Source organism: Chitinophaga varians (assembly GCF_012641275.1).
Lineage (GTDB): Bacteria > Bacteroidota > Bacteroidia > Chitinophagales > Chitinophagaceae > Chitinophaga > Chitinophaga varians_A.
Window position 1 is genome coordinate 1422919 of sequence record NZ_JABAIA010000002.1, and the last position, 24260, is coordinate 1447178.

24 protein-coding genes are annotated in these 24260 nt (G+C 48.2%); 16 read left to right on the forward strand and 8 right to left on the reverse strand.

Annotation, left to right across the window (positions count from 1 at the left end; all coding sequences use genetic code 11):
- Window positions 1–23 precede the first annotated feature (23 nt).
- A complete protein-coding gene (locus HGH92_RS20390) occupies window positions 24–2825 on the forward strand; it encodes a hypothetical protein (protein ID WP_168872593.1) in 2802 nt (933 codons plus the stop codon).
- Between the two features lie 71 nt (window positions 2826–2896).
- Here the strand turns inward: HGH92_RS20390 and HGH92_RS20395 are convergent, their stop codons facing one another.
- The 3 genes from HGH92_RS20395 to HGH92_RS20405 form a co-directional block, all read right to left on the reverse strand.
- A complete protein-coding gene (locus tag HGH92_RS20395; RefSeq protein ID WP_168872594.1) occupies window positions 2897–3382 on the reverse strand; it encodes a hypothetical protein in 486 nt (161 codons plus the stop codon).
- 57 nt (window positions 3383–3439) lie between these two features.
- Window positions 3440–6085, reverse strand: coding sequence for a valine--tRNA ligase (locus HGH92_RS20400; protein ID WP_168872595.1), 2646 nt, complete (start codon window positions 6083–6085; stop codon window positions 3440–3442).
- Between the two features lie 237 nt (window positions 6086–6322).
- Complete coding sequence (locus tag HGH92_RS20405) at window positions 6323–7342, reverse strand: threonine aldolase family protein (RefSeq protein ID WP_168872596.1); 1020 nt, start codon at window positions 7340–7342, stop codon at window positions 6323–6325.
- Between the two features lie 327 nt (window positions 7343–7669).
- On the opposite strand from HGH92_RS20405, the gene HGH92_RS20410 reads away from it, so the two are divergent.
- From HGH92_RS20410 to HGH92_RS20430, 5 genes are all read left to right on the forward strand, one after another.
- The gene (locus HGH92_RS20410; protein ID WP_012793808.1) at window positions 7670–8527 is read left to right on the forward strand and encodes an RNA polymerase sigma factor RpoD/SigA; all 858 of its coding nucleotides are present in this window, start codon (window positions 7670–7672) and stop codon (window positions 8525–8527) included.
- 115 nt (window positions 8528–8642) lie between these two features.
- Window positions 8643–9524 (forward strand): DUF4249 domain-containing protein, encoded by an 882-nt coding sequence (locus tag HGH92_RS20415; RefSeq protein WP_168872597.1) that lies wholly within the window; start codon window positions 8643–8645, stop codon window positions 9522–9524.
- A 20-nt stretch (window positions 9525–9544) separates the two neighbouring features.
- On the forward strand, window positions 9545–10492 hold the full coding sequence (trxB, locus tag HGH92_RS20420; RefSeq protein WP_168872598.1) for a thioredoxin-disulfide reductase: 948 nt from the start codon (window positions 9545–9547) through the stop codon (window positions 10490–10492).
- 163 nt (window positions 10493–10655) lie between these two features.
- A complete protein-coding gene (folB, locus tag HGH92_RS20425) occupies window positions 10656–11006 on the forward strand; it encodes a dihydroneopterin aldolase (protein WP_168872599.1) in 351 nt (116 codons plus the stop codon).
- 94 nt (window positions 11007–11100) lie between these two features.
- Window positions 11101–11856, forward strand: a complete 756-nt coding sequence (locus tag HGH92_RS20430; protein ID WP_168872600.1) for a hypothetical protein — start codon at window positions 11101–11103, stop codon at window positions 11854–11856.
- Window positions 11857–11861: 5 nt separating this feature from the next.
- Here the strand turns inward: HGH92_RS20430 and HGH92_RS20435 are convergent, their stop codons facing one another.
- Window positions 11862–13193 carry an MATE family efflux transporter gene (locus HGH92_RS20435; protein ID WP_168872601.1) on the reverse strand — a complete coding sequence of 444 codons (1332 nt, stop codon included), beginning with the start codon at window positions 13191–13193 and terminating at the stop codon, window positions 11862–11864.
- 94 nt (window positions 13194–13287) lie between these two features.
- Here HGH92_RS20435 and HGH92_RS20440 point away from each other — a divergent pair, with 94 nt between their 5' ends.
- Genes HGH92_RS20440 through HGH92_RS20455 form a run of 4 tightly spaced genes read left to right on the forward strand, consistent with a single transcriptional unit; the run spans window position 13288 to window position 15661 of the window.
- Complete coding sequence (locus tag HGH92_RS20440) at window positions 13288–14163, forward strand: DUF3822 family protein (protein ID WP_168872602.1); 876 nt, start codon at window positions 13288–13290, stop codon at window positions 14161–14163.
- A 44-nt stretch (window positions 14164–14207) separates the two neighbouring features.
- Entirely contained in the window at window positions 14208–14708 is a 501-nt protein-coding gene (locus HGH92_RS20445; RefSeq protein ID WP_247654987.1) for an RsmD family RNA methyltransferase, read from the forward strand.
- A gap of 27 nt (window positions 14709–14735) precedes the next feature.
- On the forward strand, window positions 14736–15212 hold the full coding sequence (gene coaD, locus HGH92_RS20450; RefSeq protein ID WP_168872604.1) for a pantetheine-phosphate adenylyltransferase: 477 nt from the start codon (window positions 14736–14738) through the stop codon (window positions 15210–15212).
- A gap of 17 nt (window positions 15213–15229) precedes the next feature.
- Window positions 15230–15661, forward strand: a complete 432-nt coding sequence (locus tag HGH92_RS20455) for a hotdog fold thioesterase (RefSeq protein ID WP_168872605.1) — start codon at window positions 15230–15232, stop codon at window positions 15659–15661.
- A 143-nt stretch (window positions 15662–15804) separates the two neighbouring features.
- On the opposite strand, the gene HGH92_RS20460 is transcribed toward HGH92_RS20455, so the two are convergent.
- Window positions 15805–16428: an NUDIX hydrolase gene (locus HGH92_RS20460; protein ID WP_168872606.1), complete on the reverse strand. Its 624-nt coding sequence runs from the start codon at window positions 16426–16428 to the stop codon at window positions 15805–15807.
- 127 nt (window positions 16429–16555) lie between these two features.
- Between HGH92_RS20460 and pyrE the strand changes: the two genes are divergently transcribed.
- The 3 genes from pyrE (at window position 16556) to HGH92_RS20475 (ending at window position 18269) form a co-directional block, all read left to right on the forward strand.
- On the forward strand, window positions 16556–17191 hold the full coding sequence (gene pyrE, locus HGH92_RS20465; protein ID WP_168872607.1) for an orotate phosphoribosyltransferase: 636 nt from the start codon (window positions 16556–16558) through the stop codon (window positions 17189–17191).
- A 48-nt stretch (window positions 17192–17239) separates the two neighbouring features.
- Entirely contained in the window at window positions 17240–17614 is a 375-nt protein-coding gene (locus HGH92_RS20470) for a heavy-metal-associated domain-containing protein (protein WP_078667885.1), read from the forward strand.
- 163 nt (window positions 17615–17777) lie between these two features.
- Complete coding sequence (locus HGH92_RS20475) at window positions 17778–18269, forward strand: hypothetical protein (protein WP_168872608.1); 492 nt, start codon at window positions 17778–17780, stop codon at window positions 18267–18269.
- Between the two features lie 340 nt (window positions 18270–18609).
- Here the strand turns inward: HGH92_RS20475 and HGH92_RS20480 are convergent, their stop codons facing one another.
- Window positions 18610–19065 carry an LEA type 2 family protein gene (locus tag HGH92_RS20480; RefSeq protein ID WP_168872609.1) on the reverse strand — a complete coding sequence of 152 codons (456 nt, stop codon included), beginning with the start codon at window positions 19063–19065 and terminating at the stop codon, window positions 18610–18612.
- 415 nt (window positions 19066–19480) lie between these two features.
- Between HGH92_RS20480 and HGH92_RS20485 the strand changes: the two genes are divergently transcribed.
- Both HGH92_RS20485 and HGH92_RS20490 read left to right on the forward strand, forming a co-directional pair.
- Entirely contained in the window at window positions 19481–20113 is a 633-nt protein-coding gene (locus HGH92_RS20485) for a WbqC family protein (protein ID WP_168872610.1), read from the forward strand.
- Between the two features lie 242 nt (window positions 20114–20355).
- Entirely contained in the window at window positions 20356–21756 is a 1401-nt protein-coding gene (locus HGH92_RS20490) for an arginine decarboxylase (RefSeq protein ID WP_168872611.1), read from the forward strand.
- Between the two features lie 396 nt (window positions 21757–22152).
- Here the strand turns inward: HGH92_RS20490 and HGH92_RS20495 are convergent, their stop codons facing one another.
- Together HGH92_RS20495 and HGH92_RS20500 are read right to left on the reverse strand one after the other, a co-directional pair.
- Window positions 22153–22986, reverse strand: coding sequence for a hypothetical protein (locus HGH92_RS20495; RefSeq protein WP_168872612.1), 834 nt, complete (start codon window positions 22984–22986; stop codon window positions 22153–22155).
- 159 nt (window positions 22987–23145) lie between these two features.
- The gene (locus HGH92_RS20500) at window positions 23146–23586 is read right to left on the reverse strand and encodes an Hsp20/alpha crystallin family protein (RefSeq protein WP_168872613.1); all 441 of its coding nucleotides are present in this window, start codon (window positions 23584–23586) and stop codon (window positions 23146–23148) included.
- A 241-nt stretch (window positions 23587–23827) separates the two neighbouring features.
- On the opposite strand from HGH92_RS20500, the gene HGH92_RS20505 reads away from it, so the two are divergent.
- Window positions 23828–24241: a BrxA/BrxB family bacilliredoxin gene (locus tag HGH92_RS20505; RefSeq protein WP_168872614.1), complete on the forward strand. Its 414-nt coding sequence runs from the start codon at window positions 23828–23830 to the stop codon at window positions 24239–24241.
- Window positions 24242–24260 lie beyond the last annotated feature (19 nt).

Sequence of the window (24260 nt, forward strand, 5' to 3'; positions counted from 1 at the left end):
CAATTCGTAATCCGTATTTTTTTATGCGTCACTACTTCTGGCTCCTGTTTTTGTCAACTTCCGCTGCCGCCCAACAATTCGGGGGCAACCCTCCTTCCCTGAAATGGCAACAGATCAATACCGATACTGTCCGCGTGATCTTCCCCAAGGGGATGGGCCAGCAAGGAGAACGTGTAGCCAATATCGTTACCTGGCTCAATAAAAATACCCGCAGCTCTATCGGTCCGCTCGAAAGGAAGGTGGATATCGTGCTGCAGAACCAAACGATGCAGTCAAACGGGTACGTGCAGCTCGGCCCCTTCCGTTCTGAATTCTACCTGGCCCCGTCTCCTTCATCGCAGGACCTGGGCTCTCTCAACTGGACGGAACAACTGGCGCTCCATGAATACCGTCATGTGCTGCAAAACATGAACTTCCGGCAGGGCGTGTCTAAAGTGTTTTCCTGGCTGGGCGGACAACTGGGACAGGCGGCCGCCACCAATATCGCGGTGCCCAACTGGTTCTGGGAGGGTGATGCGGTGATCAATGAAACGGCTTTCAGTCAACAGGGGAGAGGCCGGCTGCCCGCTTTTTTTGATGGTTTCCGCGCCCTGTCGCTCGAAGACAAGCGCTACAGCTATATGAAAATCCGCAACGGCTCCTACCGCGATTTTATTCCCGACCATTATCCACTGGGATACCTCTTATCCACCTATGGCCGTAACCATTATGGCAACGACTTCTGGAAGGGCGTTACCAGCGATGCGGTCCGTTACCGCGGCGTTTTTTATCCCTTCTCCCAAAGCCTGAAAAAACGTACCGGCAAAAATATTACTGCCTTCTATAACGCCATGCTGGCGGAATACCAGCCACAGTGGAACAGCTACGCGGCCCGTCCGGACACCACGCCGGCAGTGCCGGTTACCACCGCCGGCCGTACGGTGACCAATTATAAATATGTCTATGCCGCCGGTCCTGGTGAGTGGATCGTGCTGAAAGACGCTTTTAATAAAGTGCCCGGCATCTACCGCCTTGGCAGCAACGGGGAAGAACACCTGCTGGTAAGGCCCGGCATTGTATACAATGATTTCTTCAGCTATCGTAATCAACGTATCGTATGGGCGGCTGCCCGTTTCGATGCCCGCTGGGGATGGAAAAACTTTTCCGTTATCCGTATCCACGACAACGCCAGCGGTAGTACGAAAACAGTGTCTCCCCGCGGTAAGTTCTTCTCCCCGGATATCAGCAACGACGGCGGGAAAGTGGTGGCTGCGTCTATCACGCCGGACATGCACTACAGCCTGCAGCTGATCAACACTTCCACCGGCACGGTGGAAAAAGTGCTGCCCAACCCGCACAACTGGTACTATACCTTCCCGCGTTTTACGGCTGATGATAAAGCCGTTATCAGCGCGGTCCGTAACGAACGGGGCGAAATGGCGCTCGTGCAGCAGTCGCTGCAAACGGACGAAGTCACGGAACTGACCCCTTTCAGCTTCGTCGTGCTGGGCATACCTGCCGTACAGGGCGACACGGTGTATTTCACCGCATCCACCCGTGATGTGAACAACGTATATGCGCTCACGTTATCTGACAGGAAAACATATGAAATCACAGACCGGGGGAACAGCGCCTTGCACATGGCCGCTTCGCCGCAGCAGGACAGCCTGGTGTTCAGCGAGTTCACCACAGCCGGCTATCGCCTGTACCGCGCGCCGCTGAAAACGGCCTGGAAAGAAACAGCCGTGGCGCAGGCCCGGCACAGCAAATGGCTGGAGCCGTCTGATAAAGAAGGGGCCAACATTCTGGACATCGTGCCGCATGACTCGCTGCCGGTGAAGAAATATGCGCTCTTTACACGTCCGTTCAATTTCCACAGCTGGGTACCTTCTTTTAACGAGCCCGATTATAGTATCTCGCTGTTGGGCGAAAACATCCTGAACACCACCAATACCTCTTTGGGATACACCTACAACCGGAATGAAGGATACTCCGATCTGGGAGCCAGCTTCACTTTCGGCGGATGGTTCCCTTATCTCAATACCGGCGTGGACTATATATTTAACCGCAATACAGTGGCGCCAAATATCGGGCGCATTTACTGGAATGAGCTGACCTGGCACGCCGGGTTGTCGCTTCCGCTGAATTTTTCGTCGGGACTGTATAGCCGCAGCCTTGTCATTGGCGGCGATTACAATATCCTGCATCGTTATCCGCAGGGCAATTTCAAGTTCAGGAACGACAACCTGCAATACCTGAGCAGCCGGCTGATATTCAGTAACATGCGGATCAAAGCCAAACAGAACATCTATAGCCATTTCGGCCAGTATATCGCGCTGTATTACAATCACTCAATAGGCAATCCCTTCGCGGAACAGCTGTATGGCCGCGTAGATCAATATCTTCCGGGATTCTTCCAAAACCACAGTATCGTATTGCAGGCCGCCTACCGGCAACGTGATCAGAACTTTAACTATACGTTTACAGACAATTTCGTGTATGCGAGAGGGTACAATACCCCTTTCTACGACCGGATATACAAGCTGGGAGCCAACTACCACCTGCCTTTGGCGTATCCTGACTGGGGCTTTGCGCAGGTCCTTTATTTCAGCCGGATCAGGGGGAACCTGTTTTACGATTATAGCATGGCGCGGGATTTCATCAACAAACGGGACAATCGCTATACTTCAGCCGGGGCAGAACTTTTCCTGGACACCCGTATCGGCAATACGCTGCCGTTTACCTGTGGGGTGCGGTTCAGCCACCTGTTTGACAAAGACCCGGTTGACAATGCACAGAACAGGGTGGACTTTATCCTGCCGTTGCAGCAGCTGTTTAACTACTAAAGAGTCTTTATATAACAAAGGGCCCATGAATACCAGTATTCATGGGCCCTTTGTTATATAATGTGGAAAACCTATTTCACGTCTATCCGTAAGGACGGTGCCCGGTAAAGTTTATCAGGCGCATATTCAATCAGGATATCATCAAAGTACAACACGTCTCCCTGTTGCAGGCTCTCTTTCAGGCGTGTGCTCCAGAGCGCCGGAAGGCGGGAGGTTTTGAAGTTGTCCCCGGTGAAGTCTTTATAAATGGCGGCCTGGCCGGTAGTATCGTTCAGGTAAGGTTGATGCTGTTCGTAAGTAAAGGCGAAAGAGATCACCTGGTAAACGTGGTTCTTCTCATCACGTACCACCAGTGCGGAGTCCAGCAGCTTTACCACCTGGCTTTTCGGCAGCGTGTCGCTGAGGAAGAGTCCCCAGCTGCTGCGAAGTTTCGCGGGCCGCTTGTTGGTCGCCGATGAGGCTTTGGTAGCAGGAGCGGGCTTTTTACCGGATTGGGCAAAAGTGCTCACGTTGATCGTCAACAGCAGGAAAATGAATGCGGACAGGTGTTTCAGCATGATAGTGACGGGATAAAAAAATCGCCCGGTATACTAACGACCGGGCGATTGCAAAAATTATAAAGATTTCAAACTTTCCGTTATCGCCAGGATTTTTGCTTCGGCGTCTGCTTTCTTGCGTCTTTCAGCCTCTACAACTTCCGGTTTGGCATTTTGAACGAACCGTTCGTTGGCCAGTTTGTTTTCCACTGACTTCAGGAAGCCCTGTTGATACTCGAGATCTTTGAGCAGGGATTCTTTCTGTGCGGTGGTGTCCAGTACTGTTTCGGTACCGAGGTAGAATTTATCTTTCTGTACCACGAGCGTAATACAGCCGGGCACCGCTTCCTGTACGTAATGTACTGCTTTTGCATTGACCTGTTTGGCGATGGTGTCTTCAATTTGTTTGAAGGCATTCTCGTGTTTGGTTTCGATATGCAGTACAATCGGGTCTTTGGGTTTGATCTGGTTTTTAACGCGGGCGTCGCGGATGCCGGTGATCACTTCCTGTGCCAGTACGCCTTCCAGCAGGGCGGCATGTACCGGGGCGGCAGGGGTGGTGAATTGTTTCATCATCAGTACATCAGCTTCGTCGCGTACTTTCAGCAACTGGTATATCTCTTCCGTGATGAACGGCATGTACGGGTGCAGCAGTTGCATCAGTTGTTCGAAGAAAGATACCGTCTGGGCGTATACCGCAGCGGAGATGGGTTGTTCGAAACCAGGTTTAACCCATTCGAGGTACCAGCCGCAGAAATCGTCCCAGATGAGGCTGTACAAGGCTTTCAGGCCTTCGCTGAGACGGAAGTCGTTATGCAGGGAGGCTACCTGTGCCTGTACTTCGTTCAGGCGGCTTTGGAACCATCTGATCGGGAAGAGGCCGGAAGCGTCCACATCGTCAGCAGCCTGACGGGATTCCCACATTTTCACCAGCTTCAGGGCGTTCCATATTTTATTGTTGAAGTTACGGCCCTGGTCGCAGCTGGAAGTATCGAACAGCAGGTCGTTACCGGCCGGAGAGCTGATCATTACGCCAAAACGTACGGCGTCGGCGCCGTAGCTGTGAATGAGCTCCAGCAGGTCGGGTGAGTTGCCAAGTTGTTTACTCATTTTGCGGCCTTCCTTGTCTCTTACCATGCCGGTAAAGTACACGTCGCTGAAAGGCTTTTGCCCGTTGAATTCCAGGCCGGCCATGATCATGCGCGCCACCCAGAAGAAAATGATATCCTGGCCGGTCACCAGTACGGAACCGGGGTAGTAGTATTTGTAATCTTCGTTGTCCGGGCTGGAAATACCGTTGAACACTTCCATGGGCCAGAGCCAGGAAGAGAACCAGGTATCCAGGCAGTCTTCGTCCTGTTTCAGGTCTGCCGCGGTGAGTGTGATGCCCTTCTTTGCAAACTGCGCTACTGCTTCTTCCGCAGTGGCGGCCACCTCGAAGGTGCCGTCAGCAGTGTACCAGGCAGGGATCTGTTGTCCCCACCAGAGCTGACGGGAGATACACCAGTCCTTCACGTTTTCCATCCAGTATTTGTACGTCGCGAGGAAGCGGTCGCCGGGATGTATTTTTACGTCACCTTCCACAACTGCGTCCAGCGCCGGTTTGGCGATATCGGCCATTTTTACGAACCACTGGGTGGAGATGCGCGGTTCCACTACCGTAGTAGGGTTACGTTGACTGTAGCCCAGGCGGGTAGTATAGGCTTCTTCTTTCACCAGCTGGCCGGCCTCTGCGAGGGCGGCTACTGTTTTCTTACGGGCCACGAAACGGTCTTCGCCCACAAATACGACGGCGGCAGCGCTCAGGGTGCCGTCTTCGTTGAGGGTGTCGATGATCTCGAGGTTATGTTTCAGGCCGAGGTTGTAGTCGTTGATATCGTGTGCAGGCGTCACTTTCAGTGCGCCGGTACCAAAGGCTTTGTCTACGTATGTATCGAAGATAATGGGCACGGGGCGGTTTACCAGCGGTACGATGGCAAAGTGGCCTTTCAGGTGCGCATATCTTTCATCTTCCGGATTTACACAGATGGCGGTGTCGCCCATGATGGTCTCGGGGCGCTGCGTGGCGATGGTAATGAATTCACCGGTAGGCTTGCCTTCCGCATCAGTGATGGCATATTTCACGTGATAGAGGAAACCCTGGATGTCTTTGTATTCCACTTCCTCATCGCTCAAAGCTGTTTTTGCTTTGGGGTCCCAGTTGATCATACGGGCGCCGCGATAGATCAGGCCTTTATTATAAAGTTCCACGAACACTTTGATCACCGCTTTATAATAGTGGTCGTCCATGGTAAAGGTCACCCTGTCCCAGTCGCAGGAGCAGCCGAGCTTTTTGATCTGTTGGTAGATGATGCCACCGTATTTGTCCTTCCATTCAAAGGCGTGTTTGAGGAATTCCTCGCGGGACAGCTGGGATTTTTCGATCCCTTTTTCCCGTTTCAGCATGTCCACCACTTTGGCTTCAGTGGCGATGGACGCGTGGTCGGAACCGGGTACCCAGCAGGCGTTGAAACCGCTCATACGGGCGCGGCGCACCAGTATGTCCTGGACAGTTTCATTGAGGGTATGGCCAAGATGCAAGACCCCGGTGACGTTAGGCGGGGGGATCACTACAGTAAAGGGCTGGCGGCTGTCCGGCGTAGAGTGGAAATAGCCTTTGTCCATCCAGTGTTGGTACCATTTGTCTTCAACCGTTGCAGGCAGGTAATTTTTCGAAAGTTCCATGCTATTCATAATATAAGTCTGCAAAAATAACGGAGATTGACCAGAGAAGGAAATAATGACGCAGAATATTAGCCCGGAGCGTTGGCCGCAGGGGAAAGGACGGAGGGCCGGTGTGCCTGCGTTTTGCTGCTGTTGGCTGCATGCCGGCCGCACCGGACGGTTTTGGTGCAAAAAAAAAGTGCATCATCAGATGCACCTTTTGCTGGAGATAAGTGTCTTTATATATAGACGGTACCGTTACATGGTTTCGGAGATCACCTGGCAGGTTTTCGCCACCATGTCAGGTGTGATATCAAGATGGACCACCATTCTGACCTGCGTAGGCGAGATGGGGATGACGAGTACGCCTTCTTTGTGGAAGTGGTCTGTAAGTTTTTTGGGCGTCCATTCGCCGGTGACTTCGAAAATGAGGATATTGGTTTCCACGGGCAGCATATGGCCAACGAAAGTTTTCTCCAGCAGGGCAGCCGCTATTTGTTTGGCGTGTTGATGGTCTTCTTCGAGGCGCTGGATGTTGTTTTCCATGGCGTAGATGCCGGTAGCGGCCATAAAGCCTGCCTGCCGCAGGCCGCCGCCCAGTCTTTTCCGTATGCGGCGGGCTTCGCGGATGAAAGCTTTGCTGCCAAGGAGCACAGAGCCCATGGGGCAGCCCATTCCTTTGTTGAGGCATACGGAGATGCTGTCGAATGTCTGTCCGTAAGTCCTGGGATCTTGTCCTGTAGCTACCAGGGCATTGAAGAGGCGGGCGCCGTCGATATGAAGGGCCAGTTTATGCTGGTTGCATACCTGCCGGATGCGGAGCACCTCTTCCCAGTCATAGCAGCATCCGCCGCCGCGGTTGGAGGTGTTTTCGAGGCATACTAGGCTGGTGCGGGCTTTGTGCACATCGTCGGGATTGTTGATGGCAGCTTCCACCTGGGCAGCGGTGATCATGCCACGGTCGCCGGTGATGGCCTGGACCTGGGCGCCGGAAGTGGCCGCAATGCCGCCTCCCTCATAAATATACACATGGGCGAGGTCGCTGCAAACCACTTCATCCCCTGGCAACGTATGTATTTTGATGGCAATCTGATTGCTCATTGTGCCGGAAGGGCAGTAAATGGCTGCCTCTTTGCCAAAGTAATCTGCCATCATGGCTTCCAGTTTATTAACGCTGGGATCTTCACCGAAAACGTCGTCTCCTGTTTCAGCCTGTAACATGGCCTGTAACATGCCAGGGCCGGGGCGTGTAAAAGTATCGCTGCGAAAGTCTATCATATGATTGAATAATTTGCAAGGACTTTGACAATAAATTAGTTAAGATGCTAATTTAATAATGATTATTTATCAATTGTTAAAATTTGCATAAAGCGTGTGGCAACAAGGACTAAAGCACTATAAAATATCGTTATAAAACTGTACTTTGTTATAGCGAAGACGAAAAAAAGAAGGATTTGGTAGAGTGGTGGGTTAGCACGATCTTTGCAGGCTAATTAAAACAAACGAATAAGGTGCGGGAAATTTTGTAAGTTAATTAAATTCAAAATTCAAACAAAATATTTCTTTCGCTGTTATTCTTATTTATAAACCAATACAATTTTTCATATGAGGCAACTTAAAATTGCCACCCAGATCACCAATCGTGATTCGCAGGCGGTAGAAAAGTACCTGCAGGAAATCTCGAAGATCCCTTTGTTAACACCTGAGGAGGAGACCGTTTTGGCGCAGCGCATTAAAATGGGCGATCAGAAGGCTCTTGAAAGATTGACTACAGGAAACTTGCGTTTCGTGGTTTCCGTTGCCAAGCAATATCAGCACCAGGGGCTTAGCCTCAGCGACCTTATCAATGAAGGTAATTTAGGCCTGATCAAAGCTGCGCAACGTTTCGATGAAACAAAAGGTTTCAAATTCATCTCTTATGCAGTTTGGTGGATTCGCCAGTCCATCCTGCAGGCATTGGCTGAACAAGGCCGTCTTGTTCGTCTGCCACAAAACAAAATTGGCACCTATAATAAAGCGAACAAAGCTTACATGGCATTTGAACAGGAAAACGAGCGTGAACCTTCTACCGAGGAACTCGCAGAAATCCTGGAAATGTCTGAATCGGAAATTAACAACATTTTTCAGAGCAACACCCGCCATATGTCACTGGACGCTCCGGTACATGAAGCTGAAGACGTAGCTATGGGAGATCTGCTGGAAGGTGGTGACATTACCGATGACGACGTGATGAGAGATTCCCTCCGCGAGGAAATACGCCGGGTATTAAAATCCCTGAGCCCCCGCGAAGCGGAAATTGTGAATGCCTATTTCGGTCTGGATGGTGAAAACGGCGCAACAATCGAACAAATCGGACAGAAGTACGATCTGACCAAAGAAAGAATCAGGCAAATCAAGGAACGCGCTATCAAAAGGCTCCAGAAAGCACGCTATAGCGGCGCCCTGAAATCCTACCTGGGATAATATTTACGGTTTCTCCGGAAACCGCTGTATAAACCCTCTTAATCTATAAAAACACCGGCCTTGTAAATACATGGCCGGTGTTTTTATATTGTGAACACCACTTATTTTTGCAGTTATGCGCAACCTCCTGATGATCATAGTGGCTGCAGTAATATCGCTCTCCGCCTGCGAGAAAGACATTACCGTCAACCTGCAACAACAGGAGCAGTCGCTGGTGGTGGAAGGTAAATTTGAATCCAACCAGTACCCGCAGGTAGTGCTTACCCGCAGCCTCGGCTACTTCTCTCAGATAGATACCGCTGCATTACTGGCTTCCTTTGTACACAAAGCCGTGGTGACCGTCTCCGATAGTGTCCGCACCATGACACTCCGGGAAACAATTGTGGAAATACCTGGCCTGGGCCCCGTTTTCGCCTATACGCCGGATACTGCCCAACCATCCGTCTTCAAAGGAAAAGCCGGCAACCAGTATACACTAAGAATAACTGCTGACAATAAGTCATATGAGGCGGTGACAACTATACCACTGCAGAATTTTCACCTGGACACCATCTGGTGGCGTCGCACAAGACAGGGCGACGATACGCTGAAAGCCCGCCTGTGGGCCAGGATCACGGATGCAGCTACCCCCGGTAATTATGCCCGGTACTTCACCCGGACCAACAAAGGGCCCTTTCTGGCCGGGTTGAATTCCACCCTGGACGACCAGGTGGTGAACGGCACAACATTTGAAATTCCTGTGGACGCCGGCGTGGACAAAAGCAAACGTGTAGACCCGGAGACCAACGGCTTTTTTAACAGAGGAGATACGGTGACGCTCAAATTCTGTAACATCGATAAAGCCACCTACACCTTCTGGCGGGCACTCGATTTTGCCTACAGCAGCAACGGCAACCCGTTCGCATCTCCTACTAAAATCATGGGAAATGTGCCCGGCGCCATCGGTTACTGGGGCGGTTATGCAGTCACCTATAAAACAGTTATTATCAGGAAATAATTATATAGAGCAATCAAAGTATGGAAAACAAACAACAAGAACATGTGCATCTGTTGATCATCGGTTCCGGCCCCGCCGGCTATACCGCTGCAATATATGCCTCAAGAGCCAACCTTAAACCAGTATTGTACCAGGGTATTCAACCCGGTGGCCAGCTGACCATCACCACCGAAGTTGAAAATTATCCCGGATATCCTGAAGGTATTCAAGGCCCGGAAATGATGGTGGACTTCGAAAAACAAGCTACCCGCATGGGCGCCGATATCCGCTATGGTATGGCCACATCGGTGGACTTCAGCAAACAACCATATAAAGTAATCATCGACGAAGAAAAAGAAATCACTGCTGACGCTATCATCATCGCAACAGGCGCCTCCGCCAAATGGCTGGGACTCCCGTCCGAACAACGGCTCAACGGTTCCGGCGTTTCCGCCTGCGCCGTGTGCGACGGTTTCTTCTTCCGTGGTAAAGAGGTGGCCATCGTAGGCGCCGGCGATACCGCTGCTGAAGAGGCCCTCTACCTCTCCAAAATGTGCTCCACCGTACACATGCTGGTACGCAAGCACGAAATGCGCGCCTCTAAAGTAATGCAGGACCGCGTCCTCAAAACTTCCAATATCATCGTATACTGGAACACCGAAACAGATGAAGTACTTGGCGAAAACAAAGTAGAAGCTGTCAGAGTGCGTAATAACCAAACCGGCGAGAAAAAAGACGTTCCGGTAAGCGCGTTCTTCGTGGCTATCGGTCACCAGCCTAACTCCGCCATCTTTAAAGATTATCTGCAACTGGACGAACAGGATTATATCGTGACCGTTCCGGGCAGCAGCCGTACCAGCGTGGAAGGCGTGTTCGCCTGCGGCGACGTACAGGACAAAATCTACCGCCAGGCTGTAACTGCTGCAGGCAGCGGTTGTATGGCAGCCCTCGATGCGGAAAGATACCTGTCTGCTAAAGAACACCAATAATCAGTTGAGAATTACGAATTACGAATTACGAATTACGAATTGAGAGGTAATTTGTGGTCCATAATTCCTAACTGAAACATTATAATAACACCATTACGAATTACTGATTACGAATTGCACCTCAGTTCGTAATTCGTAATTCGTAATTCGTAATTATCCAAAGATGCTTACTATCGCGCTCGAACAAGCTGCTTTCCGCGCCTATCATGGCCTGTATCCGGAAGAAACCGTGATCGGCAATGATTTTCTCCTCGATATTTCTGTTCGTATACCTGGCTCCGTTACCATCGACGATCTTACTGATACTGTGAACTATCAGGGAATCTATGAAATAGCCAAAGAAATCATGGCGCAACCCAAACCGCTGCTGGAAGAAGTGGTCTACGCCCTGTCCGATACCCTGAAGGCACGTTATCCTGCTATCCAATACAGTACTGTCACCCTCCGGAAACTGAACCCGCCAATGGGTGCCAGCATCCGTAATTCACTGGTGTCACTGGAAAAGGAATACTAAAATGCACGCCTGCCCGCGCTAATTATTTGTAATTTTCCGTAGATTTATAGCAACAAGTAAATCAAGCTTCTTATTCCTGTTAAAAACCAATCCTATGATGAAACGGATTTTGACAATTTCATTCCTGCTCTGCACTGTATTATTTGCAAAAGCCCAGTCCGTGGACGAAATGGTGGAACAGGCCAAGCAGCTGGAATTACAGATGAAGGAAGAGGCTGCGCTCGACAAAGACAAGGAAATACTGAAAATACAGCCCAACGAGATAAGGGCTCTGAACCAGGCGAGCCAGATGTGCTCCCGTATCGGTAACCGCCAGAAAGATAAAAGTGCTAAAACAAACTATTTTAACCAGGCGAAAAGTTATGCGCAGTCAGCGCTGAAAGTCGGCCCGAATAACGCAGACGCCAACCTCGCCATGGCAGTGGCCATGGGCCGCATGGCCCTCATCTCGGGCGCAAAGGAAAAAGTTGCCGCCTCCAAAGATGTGAAGAAGTACGCCGAACTGGCCATTAAGTTCAACCCCAACCTCGCACAGGCTTATCACGTGCTTGGCAAGTGGAACTACGAAGTAGCCAACCTCAATGTATTTGAAAGAGGTGCCGCTAAGATGCTCTTCGGCGGCCTGCCGGACGGCTCCCTTAAAAATGCTATTGCCAATTATGAAAAATGCCGGCAGCTGGACCCCGCTTTCCTCCTCAACTATTACGAACTGGCCCGTGCCTATAAAGCCGATGACCAGCAGGACAAAGCCATCGAAGTGCTGAAAAAAGCCCTGAGCCTCCGCAGCATCTACCAGGACGACGCCAATATCAAAGCAGACTGCAAAAAAATGCTGGATGATCTCCAGTAATTATTTTAAATCACTTTCCCTTTCCATTTACCACTTTTCAGATACCAGGCACTGAGCCCGAATATCAATATCCAATAGATGAAATCTGCACCCCAGGCCAGGTGCAGCGGGCTGCGCATCCGTTCTATCACGATATCACAATAAATCAGATAACCCACCACCGCAGTACATTCAGTGAAAAGGTTCATCCGCGTATTCCCGGTACCGGTAACGCCGCTGAGCACTACCGCCGCTACCGCCATCAGCAGGGTGCTGAGGGTAATGACACGGATGGAAGGGATTGCCGCAGTGATCAACGGAGCATCGTTGGTATAAATATGCAGGATGGTATAGGGGAAGAGGTTCACCAGGACACAAACGACCGTGGCACAACCCAGACTGATAGCGGCGATGTTCCGGATGACTTTAAAGACCAGTTGTTCCTTGCCCTGTCCGATGATATTACTTACCATGGTATTACAGGTGGCTGCCAGTGCCCAGGTGAAAATGCCGAAAAAACCGAAAATACTGCGCAGCATATTGGAAATCGCCAGCGGCCTTTCTCCCAGGTGCTCAATGAAAATGAAAAAGACAAACCAGCTGCCAATGCTGAAAAGGAACTGCACAATCAACGGGGCAGACACGTTGAGGATGTTCCGGATAATCTCCCGGTTAGGCCGTATGTAGGTGAACAGGCTATACCTGATATGGTGTTTTTTGAGGAAGATGATACTGAAAGCTACCGAACACCCGGTGATCTCCGCAATAATGGAAGCCACCGCTGCCCCGTTCAGTCCAAGGGCGGGTAAGCCCAGTTTCCCGAAAATCAGCGTGTAGTCAAAAAAGATATTGATCGTTTCCTGGCACAGTGAGGTGACAGCCAGCACGCGGGAATTGCCGCTGCCGATGTAAAAGGCGTTGGCCATGCTCAGCATCATCAGGAAGGGAAGGCCCCAGATACGGATACGGATGAACGAAACCGCTGCAGCAAGGATCTCCTGGTTGTGAAGCGTTTTCGAAAAAAAATAAGGGGCCACCGCCAGCGTGATCAGGATAGCCAACAGCGAAAAGAAGGCGCCCACTTCCAGCCCGTTGGCGAAAAGCCTGCCAATGTTGCTGTATTGCTGTTGACCCGCCCGGCGGGCTATCAGTACCTGCAGGCCGTTGTTAAGCCCATAGGCGATCATATACATCACGAGGTAATAAATACCGGCGATACCATTGGCTGCCAGCTCCAGCTCGCCCAGCCGGCCGAGGAAAGCGGTGTTGGTCATGTGGTTAAACTGAGGGATGATCAGTGCCAGGCATATAGGGGCGGCGATTTTAATGATCTGCCGGTTGTTAACTTCCAGTTGCATCGTGAAATGGTTCTGATATTCATCAAAAAACAAAGATATAGCCTCACCAATTCACTAAAAAGATTATTATTGTAATTCATTTGAAAGGTTATATATGCCCGTGGCTTACAACATCCATCCTGCATTTACAGTAGATGATGAAACTTTACTGGGGACCGATCTTACGGCCTGTCACCTGCTGGTGCTGGTTGGCGGCGGTACTTTCAGTTATGTGGTGTTTGATCCCGCAGCGAAAAAATTCCTGGCGCTTAAATCCTACCATTTCCAGCCACAGAAACTGGCCATGGCCGATCTGGAAATGATAGAAGAGGTGTTTGACGCAGACAAACTGCTGTTTACCGCCTTTAAATCCGTACTGCTGGCTTTTGACAACGGCGGTGGCGTACTGGTGCCACAGGTATATTATATGCCTTCGCTGAAAAAAGACTACCTCCACCTGTCACAACCGGAAAAAATGCAGGAAGCCATCCTGGCCGATCTGCTGCCGGGACTGCCTATGGTGAATATATTCAGCGTGGACAAAGACCTGCTGGGGTTCCTGCGTAAGGAATTCTCCACAGACCTGGTGGTACACGCCAACTCTGCTCTGCTGCAGGCTTATCCGCTGGACCTGGACTATCGGGCGCCTGAAGGAATAGCTTTTGTGCATGTACAGCGGCAGTCTTTTACATTGACTATTTACGTGAACGGGAAACTTATCATCCAGCAGGATGGTGAGTACCAGGCAGGGCTCGATGTGGTATATCAACTGGTAAATACCCTTCGCCAGCTGGGACTCAATGAGCAGCAGGTAAAGGTGAAGCTCGGAGGGGTGGTGGCCACAGACAGCGTGGTTTACCAGGAGATGTATAAATTCATCTCCAAACTGGAATGGGTGCAACGACTGCCGGGATTTAGCTATATCACGCCCATGCAGGAAATACCAGGCTATTATTTTCATAACTTGTATGCGTTAGCATTATGCGTATAATCGGAGGAGAAAGTGGGGGCAGAAAAATACAACCGCCTGCAAAAATGCCTAATACAAGGCCTACTACAGACATTGCCAAAGGCGGACTGTTTAATATTATCGAGAACAACCTGGATATTCCTTCTTTAAAAACACTCGACATTTTTGGCGGTACCGGCAGCATCAGCTATGAGCTGGCTTCCAGGGGAGCCACCGACATGACCATCGTGGAGAAAGACCACGCAATGGCTGAATTCATCACCAAGACAGCCGCTCTGCTGGACATCCCCACCCTGAAGGTAGTGCGGATGGACGTTTTTAAATACCTGCAGCAGTGTAACGAAAAATTCGATTTCATTTTTGCCGACCCGCCTTATGCCATGGAAGCCATGTATAAACTGCCAGGGATCATTTTTGAGCAACAACTGCTCAATCCCGAAGGCTGGCTGGTCATAGAACATACCCGGCAGAACGATTTCCGGGACTATAGTTATTATCGCTCCGAAAGGAGTTATGGCGGGACCACCTTCTCGATTTTCATTAACCGGGAAGAGCTGAAACGCTGATCTGTCATTTAAATTCATCAACTTTCCATGAGGACTTGTTTATTTCCGGGTACTTTCGATCCCATTACGCTGGGCCATACCGATATCATTGACCGGGGACTGGGCCTGTTTGACCGCCTCGTGGTGGGTATCGGCACCAACAGCGCCAAAACGCCCATGTTTTCGCTGGAAGAGCGTATCGAATGGATCAGGGAGATCTATAAAAACGACCCAAGGGTGGAAGTGGCCGTTTATCAGGGGTTGACCATCAACTTCTGCAAGGAAATAGGTGCCAGCTTCATCCTGCGTGGTATCCGTTACGTGAGTGATTTTGAATATGAAAAAGCCATTGCGGATGTAAACCGGACCATTGCCCCTGACATAGAAACGATTTTCCTGACCACCACGCCGCAGTATTCCAGTGTGGCATCCACGCTGGTGCGGGATATTTACCGGAATGGGGGAGACGTACAGCCTTTCCTCCATAAGGTGGTACTGGAAGGTATTCAACAACATAAGCGATAACTGTTAAAGCGCATACTATGAAAGCGATCTGGCATTCCCTGAACGTATCATTGGACACACTCAACGAGCTGAGTGAAAATACCATGGGAACTCATCTGGGAATGGAGTTTACTGAAATAGGCCCGGATTATCTGAAGATGATGATGCCGGTAGACAACCGTACCAAACAACCATATGGCCTGTTACATGGTGGCGCTTCTGTGGCGCTGGCCGAAACTGTAGGCAGTATGGCTTCCGGGTTGATCATCGACCCCGACAAACAAATCTGTGTAGGGATGGAAATCAGTGCCAATCACCTGAGGGGAGTAAAAAGCGGGTATGTGCATGCCTGTGCCAAACCGTTGCATATAGGCGCTACCAGCCATGTATGGGATATCCGGATTACGGACGACCAACATAAACTTATCTGTGTGAGCCGGCTTACCATGGCTATTCTGGCCAAAAGATAAAATCAATTGCGAATTACCAATTACGAATTACGAATTACGAATTACGAATTACGAATTGAGGACTCGTTTATAGAACGGTTAGTTAGTAGCCGCTCTGATAAGGAACCCTCAATTCGTAATTCGTAATTTGTAATTCGCAATTATTATATGAGTTTTTCTGCTTTGAACACCTCGCGGATGTTTTCGTAGGAGTATTTAAGGAATTTATCAAGGTTCTGTGGTTTAACCCATTCTATATCCTGGATATCCTCTTCAATCTGCGGTACGGTAAGTTCGGTACCGGTGAACTGCATGCGGTACCAGTGCGTGTGTTTCAGTACCTTTTTGGTTTTCATCGGGTAGTAGTGAAACGTTTCCGTGATTTTATGGGTGAGGGAGATGGTATGCAGACCGGTTTCTTCCGCCACTTCACGGACAGCACAGGTTTCCAGGTCTTCTCCGGGGTCTTGTTTGCCTTTGGGCAGGTCCCATTTTCCTCTGCGGAACATCATCAGTACTTCCCCATCAGGATTGGTGATCAGGCCGCCGGCCGCCACCAGCACGGTAAAATGAAGTGATACCTTCTTAAACAGCTGTTTCACGTCTTCTGTGATAAACACCGCTGCTTCTTTTTTACCTTCTTCCATCTTCTGCAATACTTTCTCTATCTTCTCCGTGTCCGGGTTGAGGTACACCTTTGCCCCGTTGATGTCTGCCGGTATGTTCTGTTCACTTCCGCTGAGAATGAGGGGACGCTCATTCAGGTAGATCGTCATGTTTGCTTGCATGGTGCAAATTTAGACATTTGGTTATTCAGACATTTAGTTATTTGAAGATTTAATGAAAGCACTCAAATCTGTAAATGTCTAAATATCTAAATGGCTAAATAATCAAATGTTTTAACTTTGGCGCTGTATGAGTACAGTAAGCGAAAAACAAGTTGCAGAAAAACTGCTGCAGGTGCAGGCCGTAAAGTTGAGCCCTGCCCAGCCTTTTACATGGGCCTCCGGATGGAAGTCCCCTATTTATTGCGATAACCGGAAACTGTTATCCTATCCATATGTACGGGACTATATCAAATCCGAGTTATGCAATACCGTATTTGAGACCTTTCCTGATGCAGCGGTGATTGCGGGCGTGGCTACCGCCGGTATTCCACACGGCACGCTGGTGGCGGACCAGTTGAAGCTGCCATTTATCTATGTTCGTTCCAAACCGAAAGAGCATGGCATGGGCAATCAGATAGAAGGTGTATTGCAGCCTGGTCAACAGGTGGTAGTGGTGGAAGACCTGATCTCTACCGGCAAAAGCAGCCTCGAGGCGGTGCAGGCCATCCGTGCCGCAGGCGGTGAGGTGATAGGCATGGTGTCTATCTTCAACTATGGCTTTGATGTGGCGGTAAAAGCATTTGAAGCAGCCGGCGTACCGTTTAAATCGCTGAGCAACTACAACGCGATGATTGCCCTGGCTGAAGAGAAAGGCATTGTTTCCGCAGATGAGATCAGCACACTGCAGGCCTGGAGAACAGCGCCTGACCAGTGGGGTAAATAACGCCAGTATATTACTTTTTTTGTATATTCGGTTGTCAAAATCTATACTATGCGCATCGTAAAATTAGTAATGCTGTTCCTACTGGCGAGCGTAAGCGTGGCCATGGCACAGCAGAAGAAAAAAGCCCTGCTGACTGCCAAGATCAGCACGCCAACAGTGCAGTGTGAATCCTGCAAAAACCGTATTGAAAGATACATGTCCCAGGAAGAAGGCGTGGAGTCTGTAAAAGTGGATTATAAAAAACACGTGACTACCGTAAAATACTGGGATGACCGTACAAATATCGAAAATGTCAAAACAGGCATCGCTAATGCCGGTTATGATGCTGATAACGTAACTGCCAATCCGGAAAGCTACGCTAAACTGCCTAAATGCTGCAAAAAGCCGGAAGACGGCGGCGGCATGGAAAAGAAAAAGCACTAAGCTTTTGACATCGTCATTATAATTGCACCCGGGGAGTGGTCCGAGCCCTTCCCGGGTTTTTTAATAAAGCCCGAATTGCCCGTTTTCCCCATAAATTGCTCAATTTTTCAATTTTTCCACTATTTCCTGCATTCTTTTTAACCCGTTCAAGCACCATTTAGGAGTGTTACAGCAGATGCTGACAAGGGTATCACCTGCTGAACTGCCCGCTGCGCTGCAAAAGATCGGCACTTCCCAGATGGATATGTATACCGGCACCCTGACGCCGGAGATGATTTTCAACGAAATCACTGCACAACTAACGGCACAGGACATCCTCCTGCCAGCTGCCTTTGCCGCCCGGGTAGCGGCACATCACGGCTACACGGAAGTGACGCTGTCAGACACCTCGTGCTGGATATTGCGGCTGTCTGACGATCCGGAGCGTTATGTCCATCTGCATCCCGGACGGTACAGCCCCCATTCGCTGCGTATTAAAGCTGCCGCGCTGAAAACGGCGATGGCTTATAAAGCGGCGGAACGTAATGGCCTGCTTACGGGTGAACTGTTGACGGATATAAATGCGGTGAGGGCCATGGCGGCTTTGTCGCCGGTACGCAGCCTGGAAGATGCGCAACATATGCTGAAGATCATCTCCCTTGTGTCCCAGGGCTGAAGCCCTGGGCTACGATTAGATTTTGAAGCCCTTTAAGGAGAAATACAGTTAGGAATGAAGAGTAATATTTGCGGCTCGGGGCATTGAAAATGCCGTTATGTACGAATATATTGTTCTGTCTTTTTCATGAAAAAGCCACTTTTCCGCTAAAAACAGAAATTTTTCAATCTGTTTGTCTTTCCTGTATAAAAGTCCTGCCAATAAAAAAAGCCTTTCATTTACGAAAGGCAATCACTTTTCAATCTGCGCTTCATGGTTGTCTTCCCCCCATAAAAGCATTATCAATAAAAAAGACCAGAATCTAATCGTAGCCCAGGGCTTCAGCCCTGGGACATTTGCGTTAAAAAAAATTCAGCGCCTGTTTGGTTTCGCATTTAATGGGGAAGGGAATATAAATGCCTCCTTTGCCGACTTTACAATTGCCGGTGGCTTTAATGGTGACTTCCTTGCTGGAAAAAGCAGTAAATGCATTTTTCAGCACATTCGCCATATTGACTTCCAGCTTCACCGGAAAATAGAAAGTATCTTTTGCCGGGATACTGATCATGGTATCCTGGACAGAGCGCCCTACTTCTGTATCATCAAAAAAGACGTTGAAGTTGGCGTCTTTTAATTTCAGCTGATAATTGTTCGGATTGTAATATGCCAGGGTGAGCCGTACAATGCTCTTGGACATGCCCAGCTCATCCATTTGGAGATTGGCAACTCTTACAAACTGGAGGTCCTTCATTTTTTCGCATGAGCTTGTCAGTCCCCAGGTGGCCATTATGATTAAAAACAGACGGATCGTTTTCATTGTTGTCGGTGAACTTTTAATCTTCAAACCTACTGCAAAGGTTTTACTTATCAAAAATCAGGGTCGGAATTGGGAAACATTTAACGGCAGTTTATGGCGGAGCCAGTAGGGGAGTTTATTTAAATAACCTAAAAAACGAATATAAAAAAATATATTCTTTATGATTCTTTCCTATCTTTCAAAACCTTCCTGAGCTTGCTTAAATTCATCTCGCAAGCAACTAATATCTTTAGTATTTTTGCATTTTTCTGCCATTTTACTTCCAAAGGTGAAATACTAATTTCATTAGCATACGAATAACTTTTCTATGAATTGTTATCCAGTTACTTGAAATTAATTATTAAGTAAATAACTGTAAGTAGATCAGCAGCTGTAACTAATCATTTCCGCACTGGCGGGCTAAAATTTTGACATTATGACAGAGAATGCAAAAAGTGGAGTGTTATTAATTGAATCACAATATTTTCCGCCAATTAGCTTCTATAAAACTTTAATTAACCACGATATATTACAGATTGAGAAATATGAACACTATCAAAAGCTCAGTTACAGGAACCGTTGTTACCTCGCCGGGCCAAATGGCCGTATGATCTTAAGTGTGCCTCTCACCCGCGGCAAGAACCAACGGACCCTGATGAAGGATGTCCGGATCAGTAATGAAGAGAGATGGCAGTCTCTGCACTGGAAAACGCTCGTGTCCGCCTATAGGCGCTCTCCCTGGTTTGAATATTACGAGGAGGATATGCAGGGACTGTTTGAAAAACAGTTTTCATTTTTGCTCGACTGGAACATGGCCTGTTTTGAATGGGTGAATAACAAGCTGGGCCTTAGTCCGGCTATTCAGTTCACAGACAGTTACCAAAAGGTAGTGTCCGGCGTAACAGATGCCCGTGACCGCATTCTGCCGAACGCCCCGACGCCGGAGGATGCGCCGCAATACACCCAGGTGTTCCAGGAACGGGTCGGTTTCCTGCCCGACCTGAGCATCCTGGACCTGCTTTTTTGCGAAGGAAAGCAATCCCTGACAGTTATAAATGATGGCCAATAAATATTAAATATTTTTATTTAATTTGTTGATTTGTAATTGTTTGTATATTTGCCCGGTTGCTGACCTGTTGCCCGGCAGGACTGCCGGAAAAAAATTACTGCAGCAATCAACAAAATATTTAGCTTTGCAACCAATTTTGCTGGGTTTCAACTGACGTAGGTGTGTAAACCAGGAGTTTCCAGCGAGGAAAAGGAGCATTTATCCTGTAGTTTATTTTATTACTAATTCATTTGCAGATTTAAATGAACAACACCTACACCGACCTCGTTAAACAGACTTTCGAATTCCCCCAGGAGGGCTTTGACGTAAAAGACAACTACCTGGAGTTTAACGGTTTGGATATTAAGGCGCTGATTGACAAGTACGGAACGCCTTTTAAGTTGACCTACCTTCCCAAGATCGGAATGCAGATCAACAAGGCAAAAAAGATGTTCCATGATGCCATCAAGAAGAACAGGTACGATGGTAAATATTATTACTGCTATTGTACCAAGAGCTCGCACTTCTCCTTTATTATGGAGGAAACCCTGAAACATGGCGTGCACATCGAAACTTCGTTTGCTTATGATATCGATATCGTAAACAAACTGTACGAAAAAAAGAAGATCAACAAAGAGACGTTTGTGCTCTGTAACGGTTTCAAAACAAAAGCCTATACCAGGGCCATAGCCAGACTGATCAACAGCGGCTTTAAAAATGTGATTCCGGTACTGGACAATAAAGAGGAACTGGAAGACTACAAACGTAATGTCCGGATAAAAGATAAAGTGAAACTGGGTATCCGTGTAGCCGCGGAAGAAGAACCCAGCTTCGACTTCTATACCTCCCGCCTGGGCGTGCCTCCCCGTGATATCCTCGAATATTATGTCGACAAGATCAAGGGGAACGAGAAGTTTGAGCTGAAAATGCTGCACTTCTTCATGAACAAGGGGATCAAAGATGATATCTTCTACTGGTCGCAGTTCAACAGGGTGATCAACCTGTACTGCCAGCTGAAAAAGATCTGCCCTGAACTGGACAGCATCAACATCGGTGGCGGTTTCCCGATCAAACACTCCCTGGGCTTTGATTATGATTACAATTACATCGTTAACGAAATTGTAGCCAATATTAAAAGCACCTGCAAAAAGAACAAAGTACCGGTACCGGACATCTACACAGAATTCGGTTCCTTCACTGTAGGTGAAAGCGGTGCGGTGATCTATAGCGTAGTAGGCGAAAAAATGCAGAACGACAGGGAATCCTGGTATATGATCGACAGTTCTTTCATTACCACCCTGCCTGATACCTGGGGTATTGGGGAGAAATTCCTGATGCTGCCTATCAACAAGTGGGACCAGGAGTACCAGGAAGTACACCTGGGAGGACTTACCTGCGACGGATACGACTTTTATACATCTGAGGAACATATCAACGCGGTATTTTTACCGAAACAACAGCCAAGCGGAGAGCCGCTATACATTGGGTTCTTCCATACCGGCGCTTACCAGGACCAGCTGAGCGGATATGGTGGTATTAAACACTGCCTGATCCCGTCTCCCAAGCACGTGATCGTGGGATATGATAAAAATGGACAGCTGAAAGACTGGTTGTATGCCAAAGAGCAGACTTCCCAGAGCATGTTAAAGATTTTGGGTTATTAAAAAAATGGGTTAGTAATCCTACTGAAAGCCCCCCGATTTTTCGGGGGGCTTCTTTTTTATGTCAGAAAGATACGGGCAAAAAAAAGGACTTTCATTGCTGAAAGCCCCATCCATGGCATAGGTTAGATGATGTCCAATAGCATAAGGACAATAGGAAATAATTTGATAGCACAAATATAGTGTAGCCGTTAACGCTGGATAAGACCTAAAAGTTGTAATTTTTTATAATCTGTTATTGAGGTGTTTGAATCAATTTTGGGTTAATATAATATTATATCATTTACAAATCATTAACATTTACGCGGGCTTTCAATAGTTTGGCTGTTGCCATTTTTCCGGGGAGAAGACGGGGGACAGGAAATAAAAAAATATTATATCTCACACAGACGTGTAGTATCAATCTTCCTGCGCTTCGTTGAGATACCCGATAGCGGCACCACATTGTTTTTCTATTTCGGTGAAACAGGCTTCCAGCAACTCCATTTCGCCTTTCATGAAAGCAGATTTACCTGAGCGGGAAAACCCCTTCACCAACAGGAACTGCTTGGTAAGGTTCTGGTTGATCAGCGACAGGTGCTGCTTTTGTTTTTCCGCGGTACGCTGCTGTTCCATGGAAATAATGTTGCGGTAATACTGTCCCAGTGCGCGTATCAGGAACAGCATATACAATATTACCGTTACCGGATTGGAGATCAGCTGAAACTTGTCAGAATAGCCGGAGCTTACATAAACCGGGATACCATTGATTTTAATGTAGGCCACCACAGAGAGGTAGGCGCAAAGGATACCGCACAATACCAGTGCACTCCTGATGTTGACGGTAATGAAGGCCAGCAGTATGCTCATGGCCCATATGATGGCATAGCGGGGCGAAAGGTCCTGGCTGTTAAAAAAAGAAGAAATAATAGGTATGACCAGCGTACAACAGGAAGTGACCATGCCGACCACACGGGCAGCCACACCTTTTCTCAGCAGGTACAGGCCGGTCATCAAAGCGGTGACCAGACAGGGGATCAGCAGCATGTTGACTTCATTCTGACTGATCATGGCCAGTAACATGATGGGAAACAACAGTAGCGTATAAAAAAAGAGAAAGTCAAAGATGAGCCGGAGTTTCGCCTGTTCATAGGTGTCTTCCGTACGTTGCAATACATTGCCGATCACTGCTTTTTCTGAGCTGAGGTAGATGCTCTTGGTGAATATCCAGGCATTCCTGAAATGCTTTGCCATAGCGCTTGCTTAAGAAAGCAAATTATCGTATTAATATACACCAGTTGATTCAACGTTTGTGTGAATTATACACATATAAAAAGGAGGCACCAGATGGTACCTCCTTCAATTAACCCCCATGTTTCGGACAGCTTCCGGTAGGAAGCCATCCTGTATCCCTTATTCCACTACTATTTCTTTGGGAGCGTCCTGCTTGTTTTCCTTTTTGGAAAGGGTCACCTTCAGGATGCCATTATCATATTTCGCCTGAATCCTGTTCACGTCTACCGCATCAGAGATGCTGAAGGAGCGTTTGAAGGATTTGAAGTTAAACTCGCGGCGTACCTGTTTGTCGCCTTCGGTTTTGGTTTCGGCTTTTCTTTCTGCGCTGATGGTGATGGCTTTTTCATCTGCATTGATCTTAAAGTCTTCTTTCGCAAAGCCAGGCGCCACTACATCCAGCAGAAACGCGTCTTTGGTTTCTACGATGTTCACAGGAGGATGGGTAGAGAAGAAATCGCTGGTCAGGAAATCATCTTTTACATATTTGTTCCATCCATTGTTAAAAATGTCTTCAACTAATCTGGGAAGAGGGCTGTGGTTGAATTTTACGTGTGTCATAGTCTTTATCAATTTTTTTAGTGTGAAATCAATTTTGTTGTTCAACGATGACTACAGATCAAATGGGATACCATGCCAACAAAACTGCTATTTTGTTAGTAAAAACGTTACAGATACTGACATTATGTCGTTTTGATTGTTTGATTTGTGTCAAAAAGTCTTTTTGTGAGATCGATTTTTTACTTTTTGCTCCTATATCTTTAACTTTGTCGAAAATCTTAACACAAAAAACTATAATAATATGTATCCTGCGGAACTAGTTATGCCTAGAAAGGCTGAGTTGACTGATAATGGATTTGACGAGCTGCTGACTTCCGGCAGTGTAGACGATACGCTGAAGAAAGAAGGCACCACGCTGGTAGTAATAAACTCTGTATGTGGCTGCTCTGCTGCCACTGCCCGTCCGGGTGTATTGATGGCTGTAGCGCACAGTGAAAAGAAACCGGACAGACTGACGACCGCTTTTGCTGGTTATGACCTGGAAGCTGTACAGCAGATCCGTACGCACCTGCTGCCTTATCCTCCATCTTCTCCGTCTATCGCCCTGTTTAAAGACGGACAGTTGGTACATTTCATTGAGCGCCACATGATCGAGGGCCGTTCAGCACAGATGATTGCTGCGAACCTCGCTGACGCATTTGAACAATATTGCTAATACTTTAATTCCGGAATTC

Coding starts and splice junctions, on each gene's coding strand:
- HGH92_RS20390 (WP_168872593.1), top strand. CDS start 24: ATGCGTCACTACTTCTGGCTCCTGTTTTTGTCAACTTCCGCTGCCGCC.
- HGH92_RS20395 (WP_168872594.1), bottom strand. CDS start 3,382: ATGCTGAAACACCTGTCCGCATTCATTTTCCTGCTGTTGACGATCAAC.
- HGH92_RS20400 (WP_168872595.1), bottom strand. CDS start 6,085: ATGGAACTTTCGAAAAATTACCTGCCTGCAACGGTTGAAGACAAATGG.
- HGH92_RS20405 (WP_168872596.1), bottom strand. CDS start 7,342: ATGATAGACTTTCGCAGCGATACTTTTACACGCCCCGGCCCTGGCATG.
- HGH92_RS20410 (WP_012793808.1), top strand. CDS start 7,670: ATGAGGCAACTTAAAATTGCCACCCAGATCACCAATCGTGATTCGCAG.
- HGH92_RS20415 (WP_168872597.1), top strand. CDS start 8,643: ATGCGCAACCTCCTGATGATCATAGTGGCTGCAGTAATATCGCTCTCC.
- trxB (WP_168872598.1), top strand. CDS start 9,545: ATGGAAAACAAACAACAAGAACATGTGCATCTGTTGATCATCGGTTCC.
- folB (WP_168872599.1), top strand. CDS start 10,656: ATGCTTACTATCGCGCTCGAACAAGCTGCTTTCCGCGCCTATCATGGC.
- HGH92_RS20430 (WP_168872600.1), top strand. CDS start 11,101: ATGATGAAACGGATTTTGACAATTTCATTCCTGCTCTGCACTGTATTA.
- HGH92_RS20435 (WP_168872601.1), bottom strand. CDS start 13,193: ATGCAACTGGAAGTTAACAACCGGCAGATCATTAAAATCGCCGCCCCT.
- HGH92_RS20440 (WP_168872602.1), top strand. CDS start 13,288: ATGCCCGTGGCTTACAACATCCATCCTGCATTTACAGTAGATGATGAA.
- HGH92_RS20445 (WP_247654987.1), top strand. CDS start 14,208: ATGCCTAATACAAGGCCTACTACAGACATTGCCAAAGGCGGACTGTTT.
- coaD (WP_168872604.1), top strand. CDS start 14,736: ATGAGGACTTGTTTATTTCCGGGTACTTTCGATCCCATTACGCTGGGC.
- HGH92_RS20455 (WP_168872605.1), top strand. CDS start 15,230: ATGAAAGCGATCTGGCATTCCCTGAACGTATCATTGGACACACTCAAC.
- HGH92_RS20460 (WP_168872606.1), bottom strand. CDS start 16,428: ATGCAAGCAAACATGACGATCTACCTGAATGAGCGTCCCCTCATTCTC.
- pyrE (WP_168872607.1), top strand. CDS start 16,556: ATGAGTACAGTAAGCGAAAAACAAGTTGCAGAAAAACTGCTGCAGGTG.
- HGH92_RS20470 (WP_078667885.1), top strand. CDS start 17,240: ATGCGCATCGTAAAATTAGTAATGCTGTTCCTACTGGCGAGCGTAAGC.
- HGH92_RS20480 (WP_168872609.1), bottom strand. CDS start 19,065: ATGAAAACGATCCGTCTGTTTTTAATCATAATGGCCACCTGGGGACTG.
- HGH92_RS20485 (WP_168872610.1), top strand. CDS start 19,481: ATGACAGAGAATGCAAAAAGTGGAGTGTTATTAATTGAATCACAATAT.
- HGH92_RS20490 (WP_168872611.1), top strand. CDS start 20,356: ATGAACAACACCTACACCGACCTCGTTAAACAGACTTTCGAATTCCCC.
- HGH92_RS20495 (WP_168872612.1), bottom strand. CDS start 22,986: ATGGCAAAGCATTTCAGGAATGCCTGGATATTCACCAAGAGCATCTAC.
- HGH92_RS20500 (WP_168872613.1), bottom strand. CDS start 23,586: ATGACACACGTAAAATTCAACCACAGCCCTCTTCCCAGATTAGTTGAA.
- HGH92_RS20505 (WP_168872614.1), top strand. CDS start 23,828: ATGTATCCTGCGGAACTAGTTATGCCTAGAAAGGCTGAGTTGACTGAT.